Origin of the sequence: Acinetobacter sp. GG2, from assembly GCF_000292385.1 — a bacterium.
GTDB classification, from domain to species: domain Bacteria; phylum Pseudomonadota; class Gammaproteobacteria; order Pseudomonadales; family Moraxellaceae; genus Acinetobacter; species Acinetobacter seifertii.
The window spans coordinates 26,958-46,885 of sequence record NZ_ALOW01000023.1; the positions used below are offsets into that span (position 1 = coordinate 26,958).

The following is a 19,928-nucleotide window of genomic DNA, read 5'->3' on the forward strand; positions in this document are numbered from 1 at the left end:
CATGGCTTCTCCTTATCTACATTCTTTTGCTTTATTTTTCTCATTGCTCAATCCATTTTTAATGAGCATTTATATGATTGGCCTAATCCGCCATTCAGAAGCTAAGGTGTTTAATAAAGCACTGATTCAGGGAAGTTTGATTGCTTTTATTGTATTCATGCTGTTTGCATGGGGCGGTGAAACAATTTTTAGTAAATATCTGAATGTACGTTTTGAAGCCTTTCAGATTTTTGGTGGCCTGATCTTTTTGGTGATTGGCTATCGTTATGTGTTTCAGGGTGCTGATACCATTGGTGAAATGCGCGGTGCTCCTGAGCATTTAGCTGGAACCATCGCTATGCCATTTATGATTGGGCCAGGTACTATTAGTGCTGCTGTAGTCACAGGCATAGAAATGTCAATTGGTGAAGCAGCCCTAGTGATTGCATTTACGTTATTTTTAACCTGTAGTATTTTGATTTTGATGAAATTTTCACATGATCATTTACGCTATAAACATGCCAAACATATTGACCGCTATTTTGATATTGTCGGGCGTTTATCAGCGTTATTAATCGGTACGATCGCTATTGATATGATTATCAATGGTGTGACAGGTGTGATTAATAAAGTTTAGCAAGTATCAGTCAGCATCGTGCTATGCCATTTAATATCGAAAAATGGCATAGCACTTTTTTATTATTTTTAATTTCTTAATCAATTTTTATTTAAGAAAAACTAAAAAATAATTAAAAATAATAGATTAAAAAAGCTTCGTTCAAAAAAAGAATAAACAATATTAAAAAATACGATGCTATGTTGTGGATTTAAGCATGTTTTTTTTGTGAATTATCAACCATAATGTTTCTGAGCTTGTTTGAGACAGAGTTGAGTCATGCCTACATTAGATGAAATGACAACCGTAACTGATGATCAGTCAGAATTAACCATGTCAGTTTTAATGACCCCTGATATGGCAAATTTTTCAGGTAATGTTCATGGTGGAACAATTCTTAAGCTGTTAGACCAAGTCGCCTATGCTTGTGCAAGCCGTTATTCGGGCAGCTATGTGGTGACTTTGTCTGTAGATAAAGTGAATTTTAAAGAACCGATTTATGTAGGTGAGTTAGTTACCTTCTTGGCAAGTGTGAACCATGTAGGCCGTACTTCAATGGAAGTTGGTATTCGTGTTGAAGCACAAAATATTCAAAAGCGCACCGTTCGCCATACCAATAGCTGTTATTTCACAATGGTTTCGGTTGATGAGCATGGTAAACCACGCGAAGTTCCTCAATTGAAGCTAGATACCGAGTGGAAACGCTGTCGATTTGAAGCGGCAGAGCATCGTAAGGTGTTGCGCCTACAAGAAAATCATAATCCTTCTTGTAGCATGTATAAGAAAACGTCTTAATCAGATCGAATTAAAAAAAGATCGAACCGCAGCATGGTTCGATCTTTTTTTTCATCACTGAAATTTAACGTCCTGTTTCATTTCAGCAAAATTATCTCTGAGCTTGGAGGAGAGTACAGAGATAATAATTATTGAGCAGCAGGAGCGGCTTCAGAAGCTGAACCTACAGCGTCAGATGCAGCATTTGCAGTATTGGCTTGTTCTTGAGTTGAAACTACAACTTTATCTTCTGGAGCATGAACCTTGTCATGTTTAGAAGCAGCGAAAGTTGAAGCAGCAGTTAAAGCTAGAGTAGTAGCAAGTAAAGTTTTAGCTAATTTCATTTTATGGCATCCTTAAAATTCATTAAACAATAAATTAAACCTAATCGTTCTTACCAACATGAAATCAGTATGGCTGAATGATTAAGCTAGGACACATGCTAAGCCGAGCTTTGGATTGCATCAATTAACTTAACAATCTATTACGGCTATCTTAACAATATGAAATATACGGGCCGTTTATGTGCGTCTACTGTAAAATTACCGCGCTGGTTGAACGTTTAAAATGTGAAAAAATATTTCATGTTGAATAAAAAAAAGTCAGGTTGGTTACGTAAACAAAACACTCTGGTATGAATTATGAATTCCTTAAAATAGAATATTCCGTTTGATAATAAATTATTTAAAGTAAATTTAGATAAGTAATGAGACTTTATTCTCATATTTAATATTTTTACCCACTTTTTAAAAAGATGACATCAAAAAGAAAAATCATTTTCATGCCACTTAAACAGTGATATACCTTTCCTAGTTTTTTTGAACCTTGTTGATTTGAGTTGCTTGTGAAACTGATTCCCCAAAAAACTATTCCTACCCATATTATTTCAGGATTTTTAGGGGCAGGGAAAACCACATTATTACAGCATTTATTAAGTCAGAAACCCAAAAATGAAGTGTGGGCGGTCTTAATGAATGAGTTTGGACAAATTGGAGTCGACCAACAACTTTTACCGCAAGAACAAGGCTATGCCGTAAAAGAATTATTAGGTGGGTGTTTATGTTGTAGTAGTCAACTCCCCATGCATATTGCTTTGGCTCGTTTGCTAAGTGAACAAAAACCAGACCGACTCTTTATTGAACCTACAGGGCTTGGACATCCTTCACAACTGTTTGATCAGTTAACAGAACCTCATTGGCAAAACAGTCTGGCTATGCGTGCATTAGTCACGGTTGTCGATGGTAGTCGTTTGCATGACAACAATTGGGTTAAGCAAAATCTTTATGAAGATCAGTTAAAAGCCGCGCAAATTGTTGTGGTTTCTCATGCTGATACGATGTGTTTTGAAGATGAACAAGCATTAGACCAATTGAAACAAGAGTATCAACCTTATCAACAACAATGGTTAACGACAGAGCATGGTCAACTCGAACTAGCACAAATTGATGTCGCTGCTCGTTTAACCGCACGTTCTATACAACCTTTACTTAAGCTTCAAAAGCAGATGAGTGAAGCTGAAGTAGCAAAAGAAATTCGCCAATTGCCTTATCACTATGTTGAGTCAGCGCAGGGATATACTGTTGCAGGCTGGAAATTACCTAAACGTTGGAAATTCGAATTTTATGCTTTGCTCGATTTGCTCTGCGCACAGCAAGACTGGCTGCGTATTAAGGGGATTTTTCATACAGATCAGGGGTGGAAGACTTTTAACTTTAATCCTGAACAGTTTAATTATAAGTCTGGTGAAGAGGGCATTGATAACCGTATTGAAATCATTAGCCAACATGAGCATGACTGGCTGGCATTTGAAACTGAGTTATTAACTTGCAGAATTGATGAATAGAGAACATTGAAAAGATAGCTCAATGTTCTCAAAAATCTTCATCTATTTTTTAATGTCGAGTACAGCTTTGGCTTGGGTATGATCAATATCTTTTTCCCAATGGGCAATGACTACGGTCGCAACACAGTTACCAATTAAGTTGGTACAGGCACGAATAATCCCAATAAACCAATCTACAGACAGTAAAAGTACTAGGCCAATTGCAGGTAAGCTTGGAATAACTGAAAGTGTAGCCGCAAGAATAACTAAAGCTGACCCCGGAATACCATGCGCACCTTTAGAGGTAATCAGTGAAACCAGTAAAATAGCTAACAAGTCATGCATGGAGAGATCGATATTGCAGGCCTGCGCAATAAAAATCACTCCTAATGTTAAATAAATGGAAAAGCCATCTAAGTTAAAAGAATAACCAGTTGGAATGACTAGACCGACTGTTGAGTCTTTTATGCCTAGGTTCTTAAGCTTTTTCATGACTTGAGGAAGAACTGAGTCGGAAGAGGCAGTACCTAAAACAATGGCAAGTTCATCTTTAAAATAGCCTACAAACTTGAAAATGTTGAGGCCAGCAAGCTTTAGAATTAAACCTAGAACAATGACAACAAATAAAATGCAGGTTGCATAAAAGAGTAAAACTAAATAACCGAGTTGTAGGAGTGAGTCTGATCCAAATTTTGCAGTGGTATAGGCAACTGAACCGAATACCCCAATTGGAGCTAAGCGAATGATTAGCCCCATAATTTTAAAGAAGACTTCAGAGAAAGCTTCAAGTGCCTGACGTACTAGCTCTGCTAAATGTTTAGGAATTAAAAGTAGAGATACGCCAAATAAAATCGCGATGAGTAAAACTTGTAAAATATCGCCGTTGGCAAAAGCGCTAGTAAATGTTTTTGGAATAATATTAAGAAGAAAATCTGAACCTGTATGCATGTCGTGAGCACGTTCGGTATAGGTACTTAAATCTTTAGCATCTAAATGGCTAATATCAATATTCATACCGACGCCCGGTTTAAAGACATAAGCAACAATAATTCCCAAAATTAAAGCAATACTTGTGACTACTTCAAAATAGAGAATCGTTTTTGCACCGACTTTGCCCATTTTTTTAATATCGTTTGCACCATAAATTCCCAGTACTACGACACAAAATACAATTGGTGCAATCAACATTTTAATCAGTGAAATAAAACCATCACCAAGCGGTTTTAAAGCTAGAGAGAAGTCATGAAAAGCAAGTCCTACTGCGATACCGAGGAAGAGAGCGCACAGAACTTGTAGGAATAAACTATGTTTAAGTTTTTGCCACATAAGTCATCAAATCAAAAGAGAGGAATACAAACCCTTTAAAGCAAAAAGCCCGCCAACTTGGAAAGCGCTTGGATGTTTTGGAAGAAGATGCAAATTTAGAGTGAAAGAAGTTTTGTGTTACTGCGTTTTTTCTATAATTTTTTAATTGAAATCGAGTATTCTTAGCGCCAAATTTTTGGACATATTAACCATGGCGCTTAAAGCAACAATTTATAAGGCAGACTTGAATATTGCCAATATGGATGACCATATCTATGGCGATTATCAATTGACACTCGCATTGCATCCTTCAGAAACTTTAGAACGGTTAATGGTTCGTGTTATGGCATTTGCACGTTTTGCAAGTGAAAGTCTTGAATTTACTAAAGACCTTTTTGAAACTGATGAGCCTGCACTTTGGCAAAAAGATTTAACAGGTCAGTTAGAAAATTGGATTGAAGTCGGTTTACCTTCTGAAGATAAAGTGAAAAAAGCCAGTGCACGTTGTAAAGCTGTAGCAATTGTTGCGTATGGTTCACAGGTCGAAGACTGGTGGAAGAGAAACAGTAAAATTAAAACATTAAGTAATGTCCAAGTTTGGCAAATTGCACCTGAAAGTACAGTAGAGTTAGAACAGCTTTGTGAACGTACGATGCAGTTACAGTTAAACGTTATGGACAATGAGTGGACTTTACTAGGCGAGAATGGCCAAGCAAATGTAGTGTGGACTCAATTACAGTAAAATTGGAAAGCGCAACAAAATTTACAAAACTAGTTGCTAGACTAAAGATTGAGTCTGGGCTGTGAATTTAAATGAAACGGAAATGTTATGATCACTGAATTAGAAATTATCGATTTAAAAGTAGGCGAAGGTAAGGAAGCGGTTAAAGGTGCCTTAATTACCACTCACTATACAGGTTGGTTAGAGGACGGTACCAAATTCGACTCTTCAATTGACCGCGGAAATTATTTCGAATGTGTCATTGGTACTGGCCGTGTGATTAAAGGTTGGGACCAAGGCATCATGGGAATGAAAGTTGGCGGAAAACGTAAACTTATTGTTCCTGCGCATTTAGCTTATGGGGAACGCAAAATGGGCAAAGTTATTCCGGCGAACTCAAATTTGATTTTTGAAATTGAGTTATTTGACGTAAAAACTCGCGATGAATGAAATCAAAATTTTACCGTTTGATTTTTTTATATAAGCTTTAAATATGAATATATTAGTTATTTATATTTTAGCTTTTTGAATATTTAAGATTATTTTCAGTTTATTTGATTATAAAGGTGAACTGAAAAACTGTTCATTTTGGGCAGTTTAAACTTAAGGGCTAAATAGACGTCGGTTTTAGTTCTTAAGTTTAAATTTCACATAAATAATCTATATTGCTATTGAGACGCTATTTCATGATTACCCGCTTTGCATCTCCTTTGTTGAATCTAACGCTTGGCTTGGCTTTAGCAGGCTTGTCAGGTATGGCATTAGCTGCTCCTCCTAAAATAGATGCTTCAGAACTTACTGTTATTGGCTATCATGAAATTACCGATACTAAGAATGCCTTAATTCCTCAATATGCGGTGACTACGAAACAATTTAGTGAGCATATCGATTGGCTGCAAAAAAACGGTTTCCATTTTATTACTGTAGATCAGTTAATTCGCGCTCATCAGGGTAAAGTTGCACTGCCAAGCAAACCAGTTTTATTAACTGTAGATGATGGTTATCAGACTTTTTATCAAAATGCTTATCCAGTGATTAAGGCTAAGAAAATACCAGTAGTACTTGCTGTTGTTGGTTCATGGTTAGAGCCAAAAGAAAATCAGAAGGTAGATTTTTCTGGTGAAGAAATTCCACGTGATAAAATCTTGAGCTGGCCTGAACTTAAAGAGATGCAAGATAGCGGTTTTGTTGAAATTGCAAGCCATAGCTATCACTTACACCGTGGTATTAATGGTAATCCACAAGGAAACTCTGAACCTGCGGCCACCACACGTTTTTATGATGATAAAACTAAAACATATGAAAACGACAGCCAGTATCAGGCTCGAATCTATAATGATTTAAAAAAGAATAATCAGTTGCTCAAACAACATGGTATACGTTCGCCACGTATTATGGTTTGGCCATACGGTCGCTATAATATGCAAACGGTCCAGATTGCTAAAAAGCTTGGTATGCCAATTACCATCACACTTGATGATGGGGCAGATCATGCTAAACAATCACTACAGAATATGAGCCGTATTTTGGTAGAAGGCGGAATGAGTACCAATGATTTGGCTCAAGAGATTAAAAACCGTGAATTAAACTTAACGGATAACAATCGCCCGCAAAAAATTATGCATGTTGATCTCGACTATATTTATGATCCAGATCCGAAACAACAAGAGCGTAATTTAGGTAATCTACTCGACCGTATTAATGCGATGGGCGTAAACACGGTTTATTTACAAGCTTTCTCTGATGCAGATGCGAATGGTTCTGCCGATATGGTATACTTCCCAAATCGACATATTCCTATGCGTGCTGATCTATTCAACCGTGTTGCATGGCAAATTCAAACACGTACGCCTGTAAGCCGTATTTATGCGTGGATGCCTTTATTGGCATGGGAACTACCAAAAACTGATCCTGTATCAAAAGATTTGGTTGTAACCCAGCAGGATAAAACGAGTGAGCATCTCAATATGGGATACATTCGCTTAAGTCCTTTTTCACCTGAAGCGCGTCAAACTATCCGTGAAATATATGAAGATTTAGCGAAGTCATCGTCTTTCAATGGAATTTTATTCCATGACGATGTGACCCTGTCTGATTATGAAGATGCAAGCCCAGATGCCTTAAAAGCTTATGCGAAACAAGGTTTACCAACAGACTTGGCAAAAATTCGTGGAAATGACGAAGATTTGCAGAAGTGGACTGCATATAAAACAAGATATTTAGATGATTTTGCGATGGAGCTTGTTGGTGAGGTTCGTCAGTATGAGCCATTCCTGCTTACAGCACGTAATTTATATGCACAAGTGGCTTTAAAACCATATGCGGAAAATTGGTACTCTCAGTCACTTGAAGAGTCATTAAACCGTTATGATTTTACTGCTATTATGGCGATGCCTTATATGGAGCAAGTGAAGAACCAAGATCAATTCTATAAAGATATGGTTGATCGTGTGAAACAGTATCCAAATGGCATTAAGAAAACAGTTTTTGAGCTACAAGCAACGAACTGGCGTAATAACGAAAAGGTACCTTCAACTGAAATGGCTGCGACAATTCACTCTCTCTATGAACAAGGTGCAATGCATGTTGCATATTACCCAGATGACCCAATTAAAGATCATCCGGACGTGAACGTGATGCATAAAGCATTTGCTGAAAAGTCATCTCGTCTTGTGCCGTAGACGAGGCTGAAACATGACAATCTTTGCTGCAATATGGTCGCAGGCTCTAAAGTTCGTTTTTTATTATCCATTGTTTATGTCATATCTATGGATGATTGGTGCGATCATTTTCTATTGGAAAGAACGTAAGGCTCCACCTTACGATCAACCAGCTCCATTAGAAAGCTATCCGAAAGTTGCTGTACTTATTCCTTGCTTTAACGAAGGCGATAATGCAGAGGAAACCATTAGTCACGCTTTAAAATTGGATTACCCTAATTTTGAAGTCATTGCGATTAACGATGGTAGTTCGGATAATACGGGTGAAGTCCTAGATCGTTTAGCTGAACAATACGAAAAACTTCGTGTTGTTCACCTTGCACAAAACCAAGGTAAAGCAATGGGCCTACAGGCTGGTAGCCTCATGACCGATGCCGAGTTTTTAATTGGTATCGATGGGGATGCTTTGCTTGACCCGCATGCAGCAAAATGGATGATTCGTCATTTTCTTCAGAATCCAACAGTTGCAGCCGTAACTGGAAACCCACGTATTCGTACGCGTTCAACTTTGTTAGGACGTATTCAAGTCGGTGAGTTTTCTTCGATTGTGGGAATGATTAAGCGTGCGCAGCGTACATTTGGTCGTTTGTTTACAGTGTCTGGTGTAATTACGGCTTTCCGTAAAAGTGCTGTTCACCAAGTCGATTATTGGTCACCAAATATGTTGACCGAAGACATCGATATTACTTGGAAATTGCAACGTGCAGGCTGGGACATTCGTTTTGAACCGAATGCCTTGGTCTGGATTTTAATGCCTGAAACATTAAACGGATTGTGGAAACAGCGTTTACGTTGGGCAATGGGTGGGGCACAGGTATTAATTAAAAATATTGATGTGTTCACCAAACCAAAATTGAATTTTTTATGGCCTTTAATGTTTGAGCTTTGCTTAACTTTAGTCTGGTCATATTTAATGCTGGCAATGGCTTTATTGTGGTTGGTACATTTTATTTTCCCAGTCCCTGCATTGGCCGTTGTGAGTTCCCCATTTTTACCGTATGGTACAGGTATTTTATTGGGGGCAACCTGTCTAATTCAGTTTGCTTTAAGCAAATGGATGGATAGTCGTTATGAACCGAATCTAGGAAAAAACTATTTCTGGATGATTTGGTATCCATTGGTCTTTTGGCTAATTACCATTTCGGCAACCATTGTGGCATTTCCAAAAGTCTTACGACGTGGAGATGAGAAACGAGCACGTTGGGTGAGCCCGGATCGGGGCATTCGTTAGATGAAATGCAAGAGTCATGAGATTTTAAAGATCGTGCTGTATTGATGTCTGGGGAAAACCGCAGCACTTCGTTAGGTAAAAGAGAAATGAAGACAAATTCGTTGATTATTGATTTACGTCGTCAATTACCGTGGCACAAGCGCTATGTTTCTACAACAAGCACAGCCATGATGTGGGGCGGTTGGTTGTTGTTGTGGCGTCCGTTCGTGTTTGTATGGCTATTGGTTGAACTACAAAAAACACATTTGGTACACCGTTTATTTAGTGCCTTTGGTGTGGGAATTGAGCATGGCTTTACAGCACTCATTGCTTGTGCAATTGGTTTGTTGCTATGGAGTCATATTTTGCCTGAACGCCGTGTGGGTGGTGATGAACTTGACATGAAGCAGACAGATGATTATGCACGCTACTTTGATTTACCTGAGCAAGAAATTGAGCAGGGACGTAGCCAAAAAATTACGATAGTTCACCACGATGAATTTGGTAAAATTGTTAGAGTTGAATAAGCCAAATTAATTCAAGAAAGCCCACATCATGTGGGCTTTCTTTTTACATATATGTTTTTAGAGAGTAATAAGTTTTAAATCTTGAAAGCTATGTCTAAGTAGGCTTTATTTACCTTTGAAAACAGGTGGACGCTTTTGTAGCATGGCAAAGACACCTTCTTGAACATCTTCTGTGGTCAGCAAAGGCTGTAAATGAGTTTGCAATTGATCAAAAGCAACCTCATAGCCTTCATTAATGGCTTCGCGTGCAGAGGCAAGAGTGGCTTTGACAGCAAGTGGCGCAGCTTGGGAAATATGTTCCGCAAGTTCTATCGCACGGTTAAGCTCCGTCCCTTCAGGGCATATTTCTGTAATCAGATTCATATCAAATGCTGCTTTTGCATCGAAAGAATCACCAGTGAGTAAATAACGCATGGCTTTGGCCCAACCAGCAGCTTGAGTAAAGCGAGCAGTCGCGCCGCCAAAAGGTAAGATGCCACGTTGGACTTCCATTTGAGCAAAATGTGTATTTTCACTCGCAATCGTAATATCTGCGTTGAGAAATAGTTCGATACCCGCGGTATAACAGTAGCCCTGTACAGCTACAATTAATGGTTTACTCAGTTTTCGGCCAACTGTACCCCATGGGTTAATTTCTTCATCATTAAAATCGAACACGCCTGTAGCAAGCTTAGGTTGTAACTCAACTAAATCTAAACCCGCCGTAAAATGATCGCCATGAGCAAAAATAATCGCACAGCGCAGAGCATCATTATTTTCATATTCGGTAAGTGCTAGAGATAAATCTTTAATGAGGTGGCTATCAAAGGCATTGCGTTTTGCTGCCCGATCTAAACCAATTAAAAAAATATGTCCTCGAGTTTCACGGCTGACTTTTCCTTCTTGATTTGACATATTGTCGCGCTCTGTATTTGTGTTTCATTATCTTTTAAACAATCATTTAAAAACGATCAAATACAATTTGTTGATGAGTTGGTAAGTGAAAATAAAAGCATGCTGTCAATACTCGTCAAAAGTCAACCTGACGCATAGATGTATCAGGTTGAGCAAGTTTATGCAGAGCGCCTTGAATACATTAATAGCCCTAGACATAACAGGGTTAAACCTAAAACAAGATGTGAGCTAAGTTGTTCATGGTTGAACCATGTTCCCCAAAAGGTGGCTAAAACAGGGGTGATAATTGTAATAAGTAGTACCGTCGTCGGTTGGAGTACCTTAATGAGTTGATAATAAAAAATCATGGCAAGTACAGAAGAAAAGACAGCACTATAGAAGACCGCGAGTGAAATTTTCAGACTTGGAAGTTCAGTTGGAAGATGTGACCAAAAGAAAGGCAACAAGCATACATAACCCACCCATGAGACAAGGCTAGAACCCGTCATTTGTATAATGGGATGAATGTGCGCTCCGACAGATTTTACGGCAAAAGTCGACAATACATAAAACAGCATAGCGATTAGCTCTAGCATAATACCAATACTGTTGAGCTGAAAACCTGATGAAGATAGCCCTAATGTAAAACTCATCCCGACAAGCGCAATACCTAGACCAAGCCACTGCCATGATGAAAAACGCTCACGCCCTAATACAAAAGAACTGACAAGCCCAGATACTAACGGAGAGGTGCCGTAAATAATTGAAATAATGGCTGATGGAACTTTATCTGCCCCCATGTAGCAAAAAGCCATGGAACCAAATAAACCAATGGCTCCTGCACAGTAGCTTAAAACCGCTTTTTTACTAAAGATCAGTTTTAAACGGAAAAACTTTAGACATAGTAAAGCAATCGGAATAGCGATGCTAAAGCGAAGGAATAATCCCCATGCCCAGTGAAGTTCTTGTACTGTCCAGACGGCGGCGAGTGGTGTAAGCGACCAAATAATAATGACCGCAATAAATTGGCCGGCTGTAGCGAGTCGAGTCGGAGATGAAGGTAATGCTACAGCCGGCTGAATCTGCGGGCTGGACGTACTCTGTTGTTCAAATAAAGGCTTCATATAAAGCTCCATAAATTGATGTTTTGTAGGATGAACGGGCATAAAAAAAGCCGCTTTTTATGGCGGCTTTTTAAGAAAAATCAGAGGAAATATTATGTAAGTAACTTCTTGATTTTTTTATTCAAAGCGCCAAATTGTCTGAAATAAGGGCGTCGGCAATTGACCACACAGAGCATCATCTCTGAGGCGTGGAATTGACGCGCTAGACAATAATGGGCTTTAGATAAAAACATGATAAGTATATTAAAAATATAGATGATATTTTTATAACATATAAACAGAAAAGTACAAATGAGATTCAAGCGTGGAATATAGATTTTTTTGAATACGTTAAATTAGTTGTTTGCTTAGCCCCATATTTTTCTCATAATACCTCGTCAAATTGATCTCAATAAGCAGCTGCTCTTATGTCACCTTTAGAAATCTTTGCGGTCTTAATTAGTCTAATTGGAGTCGGATTAACTGTAATTCGCAATATGTGGTGCTGGCTGTTTAATTTCTTTGCCTTTGTTCTATACGCCTATTTGTTTTATGAATTTAAGCTTTATGGTGAAACGATTTTGCAGTTCTTTTTTATGGCTGTAAATTTTTATGGTTTTTACTATTGGCTCAAAGGAAAGCAGCAAGATCATGACATTCGTATAGAACCAATAGCCCCTAAAGTTGCAATTTTTCAAATGATCATTGCCGCGGTAGGTGGTTTACTTTTTGGTTTGATACTTAAAAACTTTACCGATGCAGCAGTGCCTATGCTCGACTCACAGCTTGCAGCATTTAGTTTGCTTGCAACTTATTGGACCAGCCGAAAACATATTGCGACTTGGATACTTTGGGTATTTGTCGACATTATTTATGTGGGTATGTTTATTTATAAAGATCTATTTTTAACTTCAGCCTTATATGCAGCCTTTGTGTTAATGGCAGCTTATGGTTGGTATCAATGGGAAAAGGTTAAAAGAAAGCAGGTTGATCATATAGACTTGAAAAAAACGATTTAATGTGTGAGAAAATATTAAAACAATAATCCTCTTTGGAAATTATTTGATGACTCATACTTTAAAAAAACTTTTATTTTGTTTATTTCTTTTTTCTGGTTATGCACAAGCTCAGGTTAACGCTGTTCCTTTAAACCAGCTCAGTAAACTACCTGATTCATGTCAGAAAGATGAACCTGTTGAAAATAATAAATTAGTTATACAGACGGCACAGATAAAAATACAAAGCTATTCTTGCTTTAAGCCTGATATGGCTGATGCGCTAGGCTATAATGTATTTGCTATTCATTTAGATAAAAATAAAACTTATTATTTTAAATCGCAAACTCAGGATATATCCTCAATAGCTGGTCAGAACATACATAAAATTGATTCTGAAACTTTTGCAATAGACAACTATCAAGAGCGTGGCGGAAATTTCATTATTTTTTGGATAGCGAATTGGTCAAATATTTATACACAAGATATTAGTTATTATACGGATGATGAAACTTCCATGGATAGCTTTATTAAAGACAGACAGATTTATTTACAGAAGAAAAAATATTTGAATAATACCAAAACTGCAAAAGTTGGATCTCCCTTAATCATTATGAAAGACAAACAAAAAGGTTTGATTATTAATAAGACTAAGGCACAAAACTTTTAAATCATTAATTTCAGGACTTTTATGAAAAATTTAACTCATATATTTTTATTTTGTATTGGCTTTTTAGTAGCAACGACCTCTTATGCGCAAGTAAATATTAAACCTTTATGGCATGGTAAAGTATTGAACAGTTTTGATATTCCCTTAAATAACCTGAAAAAGCCAAAGCAGGTTATTAAAGGTGAGGCTGATGAATGCAATGGTGGTTATTTCCCAGATCAATGGGTATATGAAGATGGAGTGGTACTCTCTACGGGTTCTTTAGATAAGGTATATGTAAGCCAGCAAAATGGTCTAAAGTATGGTTCCCGATTATTTAATCATTTAACTTCTGAGAATGAGTTTAAAAATTTTTTTGGTAAGCAGATAGCTATGTCTGAAAATCATACTTACTCTATCTTTCCTTGGAAAGGGAGTAATGATGGCTTACATTTTCATTTCCATAATGGAAAACTACATTACTATACGCATTCTATTGATGACTGCTAGTAATTAACTTTTAAGAATAACCATGATCCTGAATTTAGTCATATATAAACAGCAACAGTTTGATGCAGTGGCCCAAAAAATTATGGCTGAACCCACAAAATATATAGATTTTAATTCAGTATCAGATTTCTATAAGGCTGCATGGCTCAAAGATTTTCCACAAGGAACTCAGGTCTCTGCGACAGGTTTAGATGATGGAGCCGAAGAGTTTTATGCAGTAGTACAGTTTAAACAGCAGTATTTAAAATTTGATATTAAAGAAAGCCATTCGACACTGAGTTTTCAGGACATGAATGGTGAAATTTTTAAGCGTAATTTTTAATTGATGAAATAAAAGTACAAAAAAGCGACTTAACGTCGCTTTTTTTAATAAATAAATTTTGAAATTTTATCTGCCGTTGCGATGACCAGAGCGGCGATATCTTCTTTAAAGGTTTTTTCATCATAAGTGGTAATTGGACAGCTCACCGAAAGGACCGCCACCATTTTTCCATTAGATTGTTTGAAAATAGGAGCACCACAAGCAGCCATATCATGATTGTAATGACCCCAGCTCACCATCGATTTTTGGGTTTTTACATAATTTAGTTTTTGTAAGAGTGCTTTCAAGTTAGTTGGGGTAAGTTCTGAGAAACTATCCCACTCATTGAAGTTACGATAGCGTTGTCGTACTTCTGCCTCTGGTAAATCCGACAATAACATTTGACCAATAACGGTAGCATGGGCCGGCCAGCGAGTACCCAAACTAATATTGCTGGTAAAAGTACCCATTGATTGAACATTATTTACAAAAACAATATGTGTACCTTCCAAAACAGTCAGATGTACTGCCAGTTTGGTCTGATCACGTAGTTCTTTCATTAAAGGAGTGGATAAATCGAGTAATGAAAGCTTCGATAAACTGTTAAAACCAAGCTCCATAACTTTTGAGTCAAGCGCATAAGTTTTTTGGGATGCTTTCCTTAAATAGCCACAAGCTTCGAGTGTATAAATAAGACGAAATGCACTAGAACGGTTCACTTCCAAAATTTCGGCAATTTCTGTAATCGTCATTTCTTGTGCTTGTTGATTAAATGCTTGCAAGATGGCTAAACCACGCACAAGCCCTGGTACTAAATATCGATCATCATTTTTTGTCGTTTCTGATTCTTGCAAATCTTCTTCAATCTCTAGGCTCATTTGTGTTGTTTTCCTATAAATAAAAAAGGGTTCGAATTGGGGCATTATGCTTTATTTTAGAACTATTGTAATTATAAAGATCGCATAAAACATTTTTTATATTTAAAACAAAGTTTTCTTTTTGAAACGTAACAAATTATTTAAAATAAATTAATACAATGATTTTTATAATTATTTTTACTTTGACAAAAATTAACCAAGAGTATTATTCTTTGCTTGTGTTTTGAAAATGAAATTAAGTTTTGTATATAAAACAAAATGAGGACGCAAAGTATGAGTTGGATCTCAGTTTGTCAGCAGGGTGACGTTAGCGAAGATGAGCCGAAGGCTATCGAAGTTGAAGGAAAAAAAATTGGCGTATTTTTTGTCGATGAAAATTACTTCGCTATCGAAAATGTTTGCCCTCATGCGTATGCCTTATTAACCGAAGGATTTATCGAAGATCAAACTGTTGAATGTCCATTGCACGAAGCAATTTTTGACATTCAGACAGGTGAGCTAAAAAGTGGGCCCGGGTGTAGAAACCTATGTACGTACCCAGTTCGTGTTGAAGGACAGGATATTCAAATTCAACTCTAGTCCTCACATGTACAAGGAAGCAGAACAATGAAGACATTTAATGAAAAGTTAGCAAGCTGGATTCATGCAACGCCAGCAACCGAAGCAGGTATCAACAATATTCAAATTCCTGGTCAATCTGAATTGTTGGTTTGGCAGACACGTTATAAAGAACCGACTCTCTACGAGCAAGATTTTGTAAAGAACTTGATTCAAGCATTCTCTGCGGGTGCAACAGCGCTAGATGATGTTGTTTCTGCACTTAATCAACAGGGTTTCCGCTGTGAATCTGGTGATGAATGGACTTCTGCAAGCTTTACAGAAGAAATGCAACGTTTAGGTTATTGATTCAGGGAAGAATAAAATGAACGCAATCGTATCAACTTCACAAAGTGCTGAAGAATATTTAGAACTTGGTTTACGTGACCAATGGCATCCGGTTTTGGCAAGTTGGGAAGTCGCTGCTAATCCGGTCGGAATTACCCGTTTAGGCGAAAACATTGTGGTTTGGCGTGATGCTGAAGGGCAGGTTCATGCACTTGAAGATCGCTGTCCACATCGCGGCGCTCGTCTTTCCCTCGGTTGGAACTTGGGTGACCGAGTTGCTTGTTGGTATCACGGTGTTGAAGTTCGTGCTGATGGTGTGGTTGCCGATGTGCCAGCAGTTCATGAATGTCCAATGACTGGAACTAAATGCTTAAAGAACTATCCAGTAATTGAGCAGCATGGTGCAATCTTCATCTGGTTTGGTATTGATGCAAATGAACAACCAGCACCGCTTGAGTTCCCAGAGCAACTTGCAAGTGAAGAGTGGAGTGCCTTCCTTTGCCAAGCAGACTGGAAAGTAAACCATCAATACGCGATTGATAACGTGATGGACCCAATGCATGGTAGTTATTTACATGCGACATCGCACTCGATGGCAGATGGTGATCGTACCGCAGAGATGAAACATCGCACGACCGATAATGGTTTTATTTTTGAAAAAGAAGGTCAATTAGGTGTGAACTTCGATTGGGTTGAATATGGTTCAACAGGTGCGAGCTGGTTACGTCTGTCAATTCCATACCGCAAACAATTTGGCCCAGGTGGTGAGTTCTGGATCGTGGGCTATGCAACGCCAATTGATGCTAACAATACCCGCGTATTTTTCTGGCGCTGTCGTAAGGTGAGTGGCTGGCAACGTAATGTATGGCGCTTCTTGTATCGCAATCATTTAGAGCAGTTGCATTGGGATGTATTGGAACAAGACCGAATTATTTTAGAAAATCTTGCGCCAAATGCACGTGAACAAGAATTCCTCTATCAACACGATGTTGGCCTTGCTCGTTTACGTCGTTTAATGAAAAAAGAAGCTGAAAAGCAATTAAAGAAAATTGCTGCGCTAAATGCATCAAACCGTATTGAGATGCAGGAAGAAGCTCATGGCTAATGTAGCGTTGTTGCAAGGCAAAAAAGTTTTAGTGACTGGTGCTGCACGTGGTTTAGGCCGAGATTTTGCTCAAGCTATTGCCGAGGCTGGTGCTGAGGTTGTAATGGCAGATATTTTATCTGACTTGGTGCAACAAGAAGCACAAGCTTTGCAAAAACAAGGACTGAATGTTCATGCTGTTACCGTTGACCTTGCCAATGCAGACTCTATTGAAAATGCGGTTGCAAAAAGTGTTGAGGTACTCCAAGGACTAGATGGCCTTGTGAACTGCGCGGCACTGGCAACCAATGTTGGTGGAAAAAATATGATTGATTACGATCCTGAACTTTGGGATCGGGTCATGAATATTAATGTGAAAGGCACATGGCTCATCAGTAAGGCATGCGTTCCTCATTTAAAGCAATCGGCTGCAGGAAAGATCATTAATGTTGCTTCCGATACAGCACTTTGGGGCGCACCAAACCTGATGGCTTATGTTGCAAGTAAAGGTGCAATTGTTGCCATGACGCGTTCAATGGCAAGAGAGTTGGGACAATCTAATATCTGTGTCAACACATTGTCACCGGGACTTACTCTGGTTGAAGCAACCGAGTATGTGCCTCAAGAACGTCACGATTTATATGTCAATGGAAGAGCGATTCAACGTCAGCAACTTCCACAAGATTTAAATGGAACAGCATTGTATCTACTGTCGGATTTGTCCTCTTTTGTGACAGGTCAAAATATTCCGGTCAATGGCGGTTTTGTCTTTAACTAAGGAGTAGTCAAATGATTACAGGGATCGAGATTTTAAAGTTTGGAGTTGAGGATAGAGCCGCTTCAAACAAGTTTCTAGCAGATTTTGGTTTAAGCCAAAGTACTTCGGATATTGAAGGTACAGATTTATACCAAACTCAAAATGGCAGCAAGATTTATCTATTTAATTGTGATGATGATCGTTTGCCACCTGCGATTGAACAAGGCTCAACTTTACGTGAAGTCACTTGGGGTGTTGATAATTCTCAAGACCTTGAAGACTTGGCAGCTCGTTTGGCCGATGTAGAAGGTTTTAAGCCTTCTGAAAATACAGTTCAGTGTCTTGACCCAAATGGCATGACCATCCGTTTTGAACAAAGCTTTGTTAAAGATGTGTCTGAACTTAAAACGGAAGGCATTAACCAATACGGCAATATTCAACGTGTGAATGCAGCAAGTCCTGTCTATGAAAAAGGACAACCTGTTGCGATTGGACACGTAGTGTTCTTTACACCAGATTTGGCAACAACTGAAAATTTCTATATTGAAAAAGTAGGCTTTCATTTATCGGATGCCTATAAAAACCGTGGTGCATTTTTACGTTGCCGCGGTGAAGGTTATCACCATGATTTATTCTTGCTCAGTGTTCCAAATAAACCTGCTGGCTTAAATCACGTTGCGTTTGTAGTACGTGATATCCATGAGGTGATTGGGGGCGGTTTAAATATGAATCGTTCGGAGTGGTCAACCTTTATTGGGCCGGGACGTCACCCAATTTCTTCTGCTTATTTCTGGTACGTCAACTCACCATTGGGTGGTGCATTTGAATATTACACCAACGATGATTATTTGACAGAAGAATGGCAGCCACGTGTAGAAGAACATCGTCTAGAGCTTTTCACCGAATGGGCGATTGAAGGTGGTCTTGATGACACAACCCGCCGTCAGGTGAAGCCTGTTTAACAGGTATGGCTGAACAAGGAAGATGGCTATGGAAAAGATCGTAATTGTAGGTGCCGGACAGGCAGCGGGTTGGGCAGTAAGTACCTTACGCCAAAATGGTTATGTGGGCGAAATTCACGTGGTTTCAAATGAAGATCAAGTGTTTTACGAGCGTCCACCACTGTCTAAGCAAGTACTTTCAAAAGAAGCTACTTATGAAAGTTTGAATCTGTTCTCACCTGAACAGGTTCAAGAGTTCAACGTTCAATGGCATAAACCAGAAATTGCGACAAAAGTCGATCGTGAGCAAAAACAGGTTCATTTAGAAAGTGGCCAAGTTTTACCGTATGACAAATTGCTGATTGCAACTGGAAGCCGTGCACGTGTACCCGTCAATACATGGCAGTTTATTCCAAATGTTGTGACCCTACGTAATGTGCATGACTGTGAACGTTTGGCTGAAATTTTAAAGACTGCAAACAATGTCGCTGTGATTGGCGGCGGCTGGATTGGTTTAGAAATTGCTGCAACTGCACGTAAGCAAGGTAAAGAGGTACATGTTTTTGAATATGGCGACCGTTTATGTGCAAGAAGTGTGAGTCCTGAAGTTTCTGCATTTTTAAAAAATATGCATGAAACACAAGGCACAAAAATTCATTTAGACAGCAAAAGCCTTCATTTGGTTGAAGCACCAGATCGCAAAGTTGAAGTGGTAAATCATCCTCAACATAGCCAGTTATTTGACTGTGTTGTGGTAGGTGCTGGTGCTGAAATTGCCAAAGAGTTAGGTGTGCACGCTGGTCTCGATGTGAAAGATGGCATTGTGGTGAATTGTTTTGGGCAAACCTCAGATCAAAACATTTATGCCGCAGGTGATGTCGCAATTCATCCGAGCTTGGGTTATTGCATTCAGTCTTGGGCAAATGCACAAAATCAAGCGATTGCAGCAGCAAAATCAATGCTCGGAATTGATACTGAATATACCGATATTCCATGGCTCTGGTCTGATCAGTACCACTTCAATATTCAGATTTTAGGTACGTATCAACCAGATAGAACCAAAGAAGTAGTGATTCGCCAAGGTGGTGAGGATCAGGTGAGTTATTTATATCTCGACCATGAAAATCGTTTGCTGAATATGATTGCCATTAATGATTCGAAGCTGATCAAACTGGCAAAACGTTGGATGCAAGCCAACACCATTTTAGATCCAAAACTATTAGTAGATGCCGAATTTAATGTCATGAAGTTAAAACCGTAAGCATTAAATCTGGTTCT

General features: G+C 38.5%; 23 protein-coding genes. 18 read left to right on the forward strand and 5 right to left on the reverse strand.

Annotated elements, in window-relative coordinates:
* Position 1: 1 nt before the first annotated feature.
* Positions 2-616 (forward strand): MarC family protein, encoded by a 615-nt coding sequence (locus B554_RS0103110; RefSeq protein ID WP_004703201.1) that lies wholly within the window; start codon positions 2-4, stop codon positions 614-616.
* 258 nt (positions 617-874) lie between these two features.
* Entirely contained in the window at positions 875-1,390 is a 516-nt protein-coding gene (locus tag B554_RS0103115; RefSeq protein ID WP_004703199.1) for an acyl-CoA thioesterase, read from the forward strand.
* A gap of 128 nt (positions 1,391-1,518) precedes the next feature.
* Here the strand turns inward: B554_RS0103115 and B554_RS0103120 are convergent, their stop codons facing one another.
* The gene (locus B554_RS0103120) at positions 1,519-1,713 is read right to left on the reverse strand and encodes a hypothetical protein (RefSeq protein ID WP_004703197.1); all 195 of its coding nucleotides are present in this window, start codon (positions 1,711-1,713) and stop codon (positions 1,519-1,521) included.
* 500 nt (positions 1,714-2,213) lie between these two features.
* Between B554_RS0103120 and B554_RS0103125 the strand changes: the two genes are divergently transcribed.
* Positions 2,214-3,212 (forward strand): CobW family GTP-binding protein, encoded by a 999-nt coding sequence (locus B554_RS0103125; RefSeq protein ID WP_019456942.1) that lies wholly within the window; start codon positions 2,214-2,216, stop codon positions 3,210-3,212.
* 42 nt (positions 3,213-3,254) lie between these two features.
* On the opposite strand, the gene dctA is transcribed toward B554_RS0103125, so the two are convergent.
* Entirely contained in the window at positions 3,255-4,517 is a 1,263-nt protein-coding gene (gene dctA, locus B554_RS0103130) for a C4-dicarboxylate transporter DctA (RefSeq protein WP_019456943.1), read from the reverse strand.
* Positions 4,518-4,707: 190 nt separating this feature from the next.
* Here dctA and B554_RS0103135 point away from each other — a divergent pair, with 190 nt between their 5' ends.
* The 5 genes from B554_RS0103135 to pgaD all read left to right on the forward strand — a co-directional run bounded on the left by B554_RS0103135 (position 4,708) and on the right by pgaD (position 9,674).
* Entirely contained in the window at positions 4,708-5,238 is a 531-nt protein-coding gene (locus B554_RS0103135) for a YaeQ family protein (RefSeq protein WP_019456944.1), read from the forward strand.
* 87 nt (positions 5,239-5,325) lie between these two features.
* On the forward strand, positions 5,326-5,667 hold the full coding sequence (locus B554_RS0103140; RefSeq protein ID WP_004703189.1) for an FKBP-type peptidyl-prolyl cis-trans isomerase: 342 nt from the start codon (positions 5,326-5,328) through the stop codon (positions 5,665-5,667).
* Positions 5,668-5,903: 236 nt separating this feature from the next.
* On the forward strand, positions 5,904-7,898 hold the full coding sequence (gene pgaB, locus B554_RS0103145) for a poly-beta-1,6-N-acetyl-D-glucosamine N-deacetylase PgaB (protein WP_004703187.1): 1,995 nt from the start codon (positions 5,904-5,906) through the stop codon (positions 7,896-7,898).
* A 13-nt stretch (positions 7,899-7,911) separates the two neighbouring features.
* Positions 7,912-9,168 (forward strand): poly-beta-1,6-N-acetyl-D-glucosamine synthase, encoded by a 1,257-nt coding sequence (pgaC, locus tag B554_RS0103150; RefSeq protein WP_004703185.1) that lies wholly within the window; start codon positions 7,912-7,914, stop codon positions 9,166-9,168.
* Between the two features lie 86 nt (positions 9,169-9,254).
* Positions 9,255-9,674, forward strand: a complete 420-nt coding sequence (gene pgaD, locus B554_RS0103155) for a poly-beta-1,6-N-acetyl-D-glucosamine biosynthesis protein PgaD (protein ID WP_004703183.1) — start codon at positions 9,255-9,257, stop codon at positions 9,672-9,674.
* Positions 9,675-9,779: 105 nt separating this feature from the next.
* On the opposite strand, the gene B554_RS0103160 is transcribed toward pgaD, so the two are convergent.
* Together B554_RS0103160 and B554_RS0103165 are read right to left on the reverse strand one after the other, a co-directional pair.
* Positions 9,780-10,568 (reverse strand): crotonase/enoyl-CoA hydratase family protein, encoded by a 789-nt coding sequence (locus B554_RS0103160; protein WP_019456946.1) that lies wholly within the window; start codon positions 10,566-10,568, stop codon positions 9,780-9,782.
* A gap of 158 nt (positions 10,569-10,726) precedes the next feature.
* Positions 10,727-11,671, reverse strand: coding sequence for a DMT family transporter (locus tag B554_RS0103165; RefSeq protein ID WP_019456947.1), 945 nt, complete (start codon positions 11,669-11,671; stop codon positions 10,727-10,729).
* Between the two features lie 407 nt (positions 11,672-12,078).
* On the opposite strand from B554_RS0103165, the gene pnuC reads away from it, so the two are divergent.
* Genes pnuC through B554_RS0103185 form a run of 4 tightly spaced genes read left to right on the forward strand, consistent with a single transcriptional unit; the run spans position 12,079 to position 14,126 of the window.
* Positions 12,079-12,669 carry a nicotinamide riboside transporter PnuC gene (gene pnuC, locus B554_RS0103170; RefSeq protein WP_004703179.1) on the forward strand — a complete coding sequence of 197 codons (591 nt, stop codon included), beginning with the start codon at positions 12,079-12,081 and terminating at the stop codon, positions 12,667-12,669.
* Positions 12,670-12,715: 46 nt separating this feature from the next.
* On the forward strand, positions 12,716-13,315 hold the full coding sequence (locus B554_RS0103175; RefSeq protein WP_019456948.1) for a hypothetical protein: 600 nt from the start codon (positions 12,716-12,718) through the stop codon (positions 13,313-13,315).
* 21 nt (positions 13,316-13,336) lie between these two features.
* The gene (locus B554_RS0103180; protein ID WP_019456949.1) at positions 13,337-13,804 is read left to right on the forward strand and encodes a hypothetical protein; all 468 of its coding nucleotides are present in this window, start codon (positions 13,337-13,339) and stop codon (positions 13,802-13,804) included.
* A gap of 22 nt (positions 13,805-13,826) precedes the next feature.
* Positions 13,827-14,126 (forward strand): hypothetical protein, encoded by a 300-nt coding sequence (locus B554_RS0103185; protein ID WP_019456950.1) that lies wholly within the window; start codon positions 13,827-13,829, stop codon positions 14,124-14,126.
* Positions 14,127-14,170: 44 nt separating this feature from the next.
* Here the strand turns inward: B554_RS0103185 and B554_RS0103190 are convergent, their stop codons facing one another.
* A complete protein-coding gene (locus B554_RS0103190; RefSeq protein ID WP_004703172.1) occupies positions 14,171-14,983 on the reverse strand; it encodes an IclR family transcriptional regulator in 813 nt (270 codons plus the stop codon).
* 273 nt (positions 14,984-15,256) lie between these two features.
* Between B554_RS0103190 and B554_RS0103195 the strand changes: the two genes are divergently transcribed.
* From B554_RS0103195 to B554_RS0103220, 6 genes are read left to right on the forward strand one after another with little or no spacing between them, the layout of a single operon-like run.
* Positions 15,257-15,562, forward strand: a complete 306-nt coding sequence (locus tag B554_RS0103195) for a non-heme iron oxygenase ferredoxin subunit (RefSeq protein WP_000118513.1) — start codon at positions 15,257-15,259, stop codon at positions 15,560-15,562.
* Between the two features lie 27 nt (positions 15,563-15,589).
* Positions 15,590-15,889 carry a recombinase-like helix-turn-helix domain-containing protein gene (locus B554_RS0103200; RefSeq protein ID WP_019456951.1) on the forward strand — a complete coding sequence of 100 codons (300 nt, stop codon included), beginning with the start codon at positions 15,590-15,592 and terminating at the stop codon, positions 15,887-15,889.
* 16 nt (positions 15,890-15,905) lie between these two features.
* Positions 15,906-16,973 carry an aromatic ring-hydroxylating oxygenase subunit alpha gene (locus B554_RS0103205; protein WP_004703167.1) on the forward strand — a complete coding sequence of 356 codons (1,068 nt, stop codon included), beginning with the start codon at positions 15,906-15,908 and terminating at the stop codon, positions 16,971-16,973.
* Positions 16,966-17,730, forward strand: a complete 765-nt coding sequence (locus B554_RS0103210) for an SDR family oxidoreductase (RefSeq protein WP_005303273.1) — start codon at positions 16,966-16,968, stop codon at positions 17,728-17,730. Before B554_RS0103205 ends, B554_RS0103210 begins: the two co-directional genes overlap by 8 nt.
* 11 nt (positions 17,731-17,741) lie before the next feature.
* A complete protein-coding gene (locus B554_RS0103215; protein WP_019456952.1) occupies positions 17,742-18,671 on the forward strand; it encodes a VOC family protein in 930 nt (309 codons plus the stop codon).
* A gap of 28 nt (positions 18,672-18,699) precedes the next feature.
* Complete coding sequence (locus B554_RS0103220) at positions 18,700-19,911, forward strand: NAD(P)/FAD-dependent oxidoreductase (protein WP_019456953.1); 1,212 nt, start codon at positions 18,700-18,702, stop codon at positions 19,909-19,911.
* Positions 19,912-19,928 lie beyond the last annotated feature (17 nt).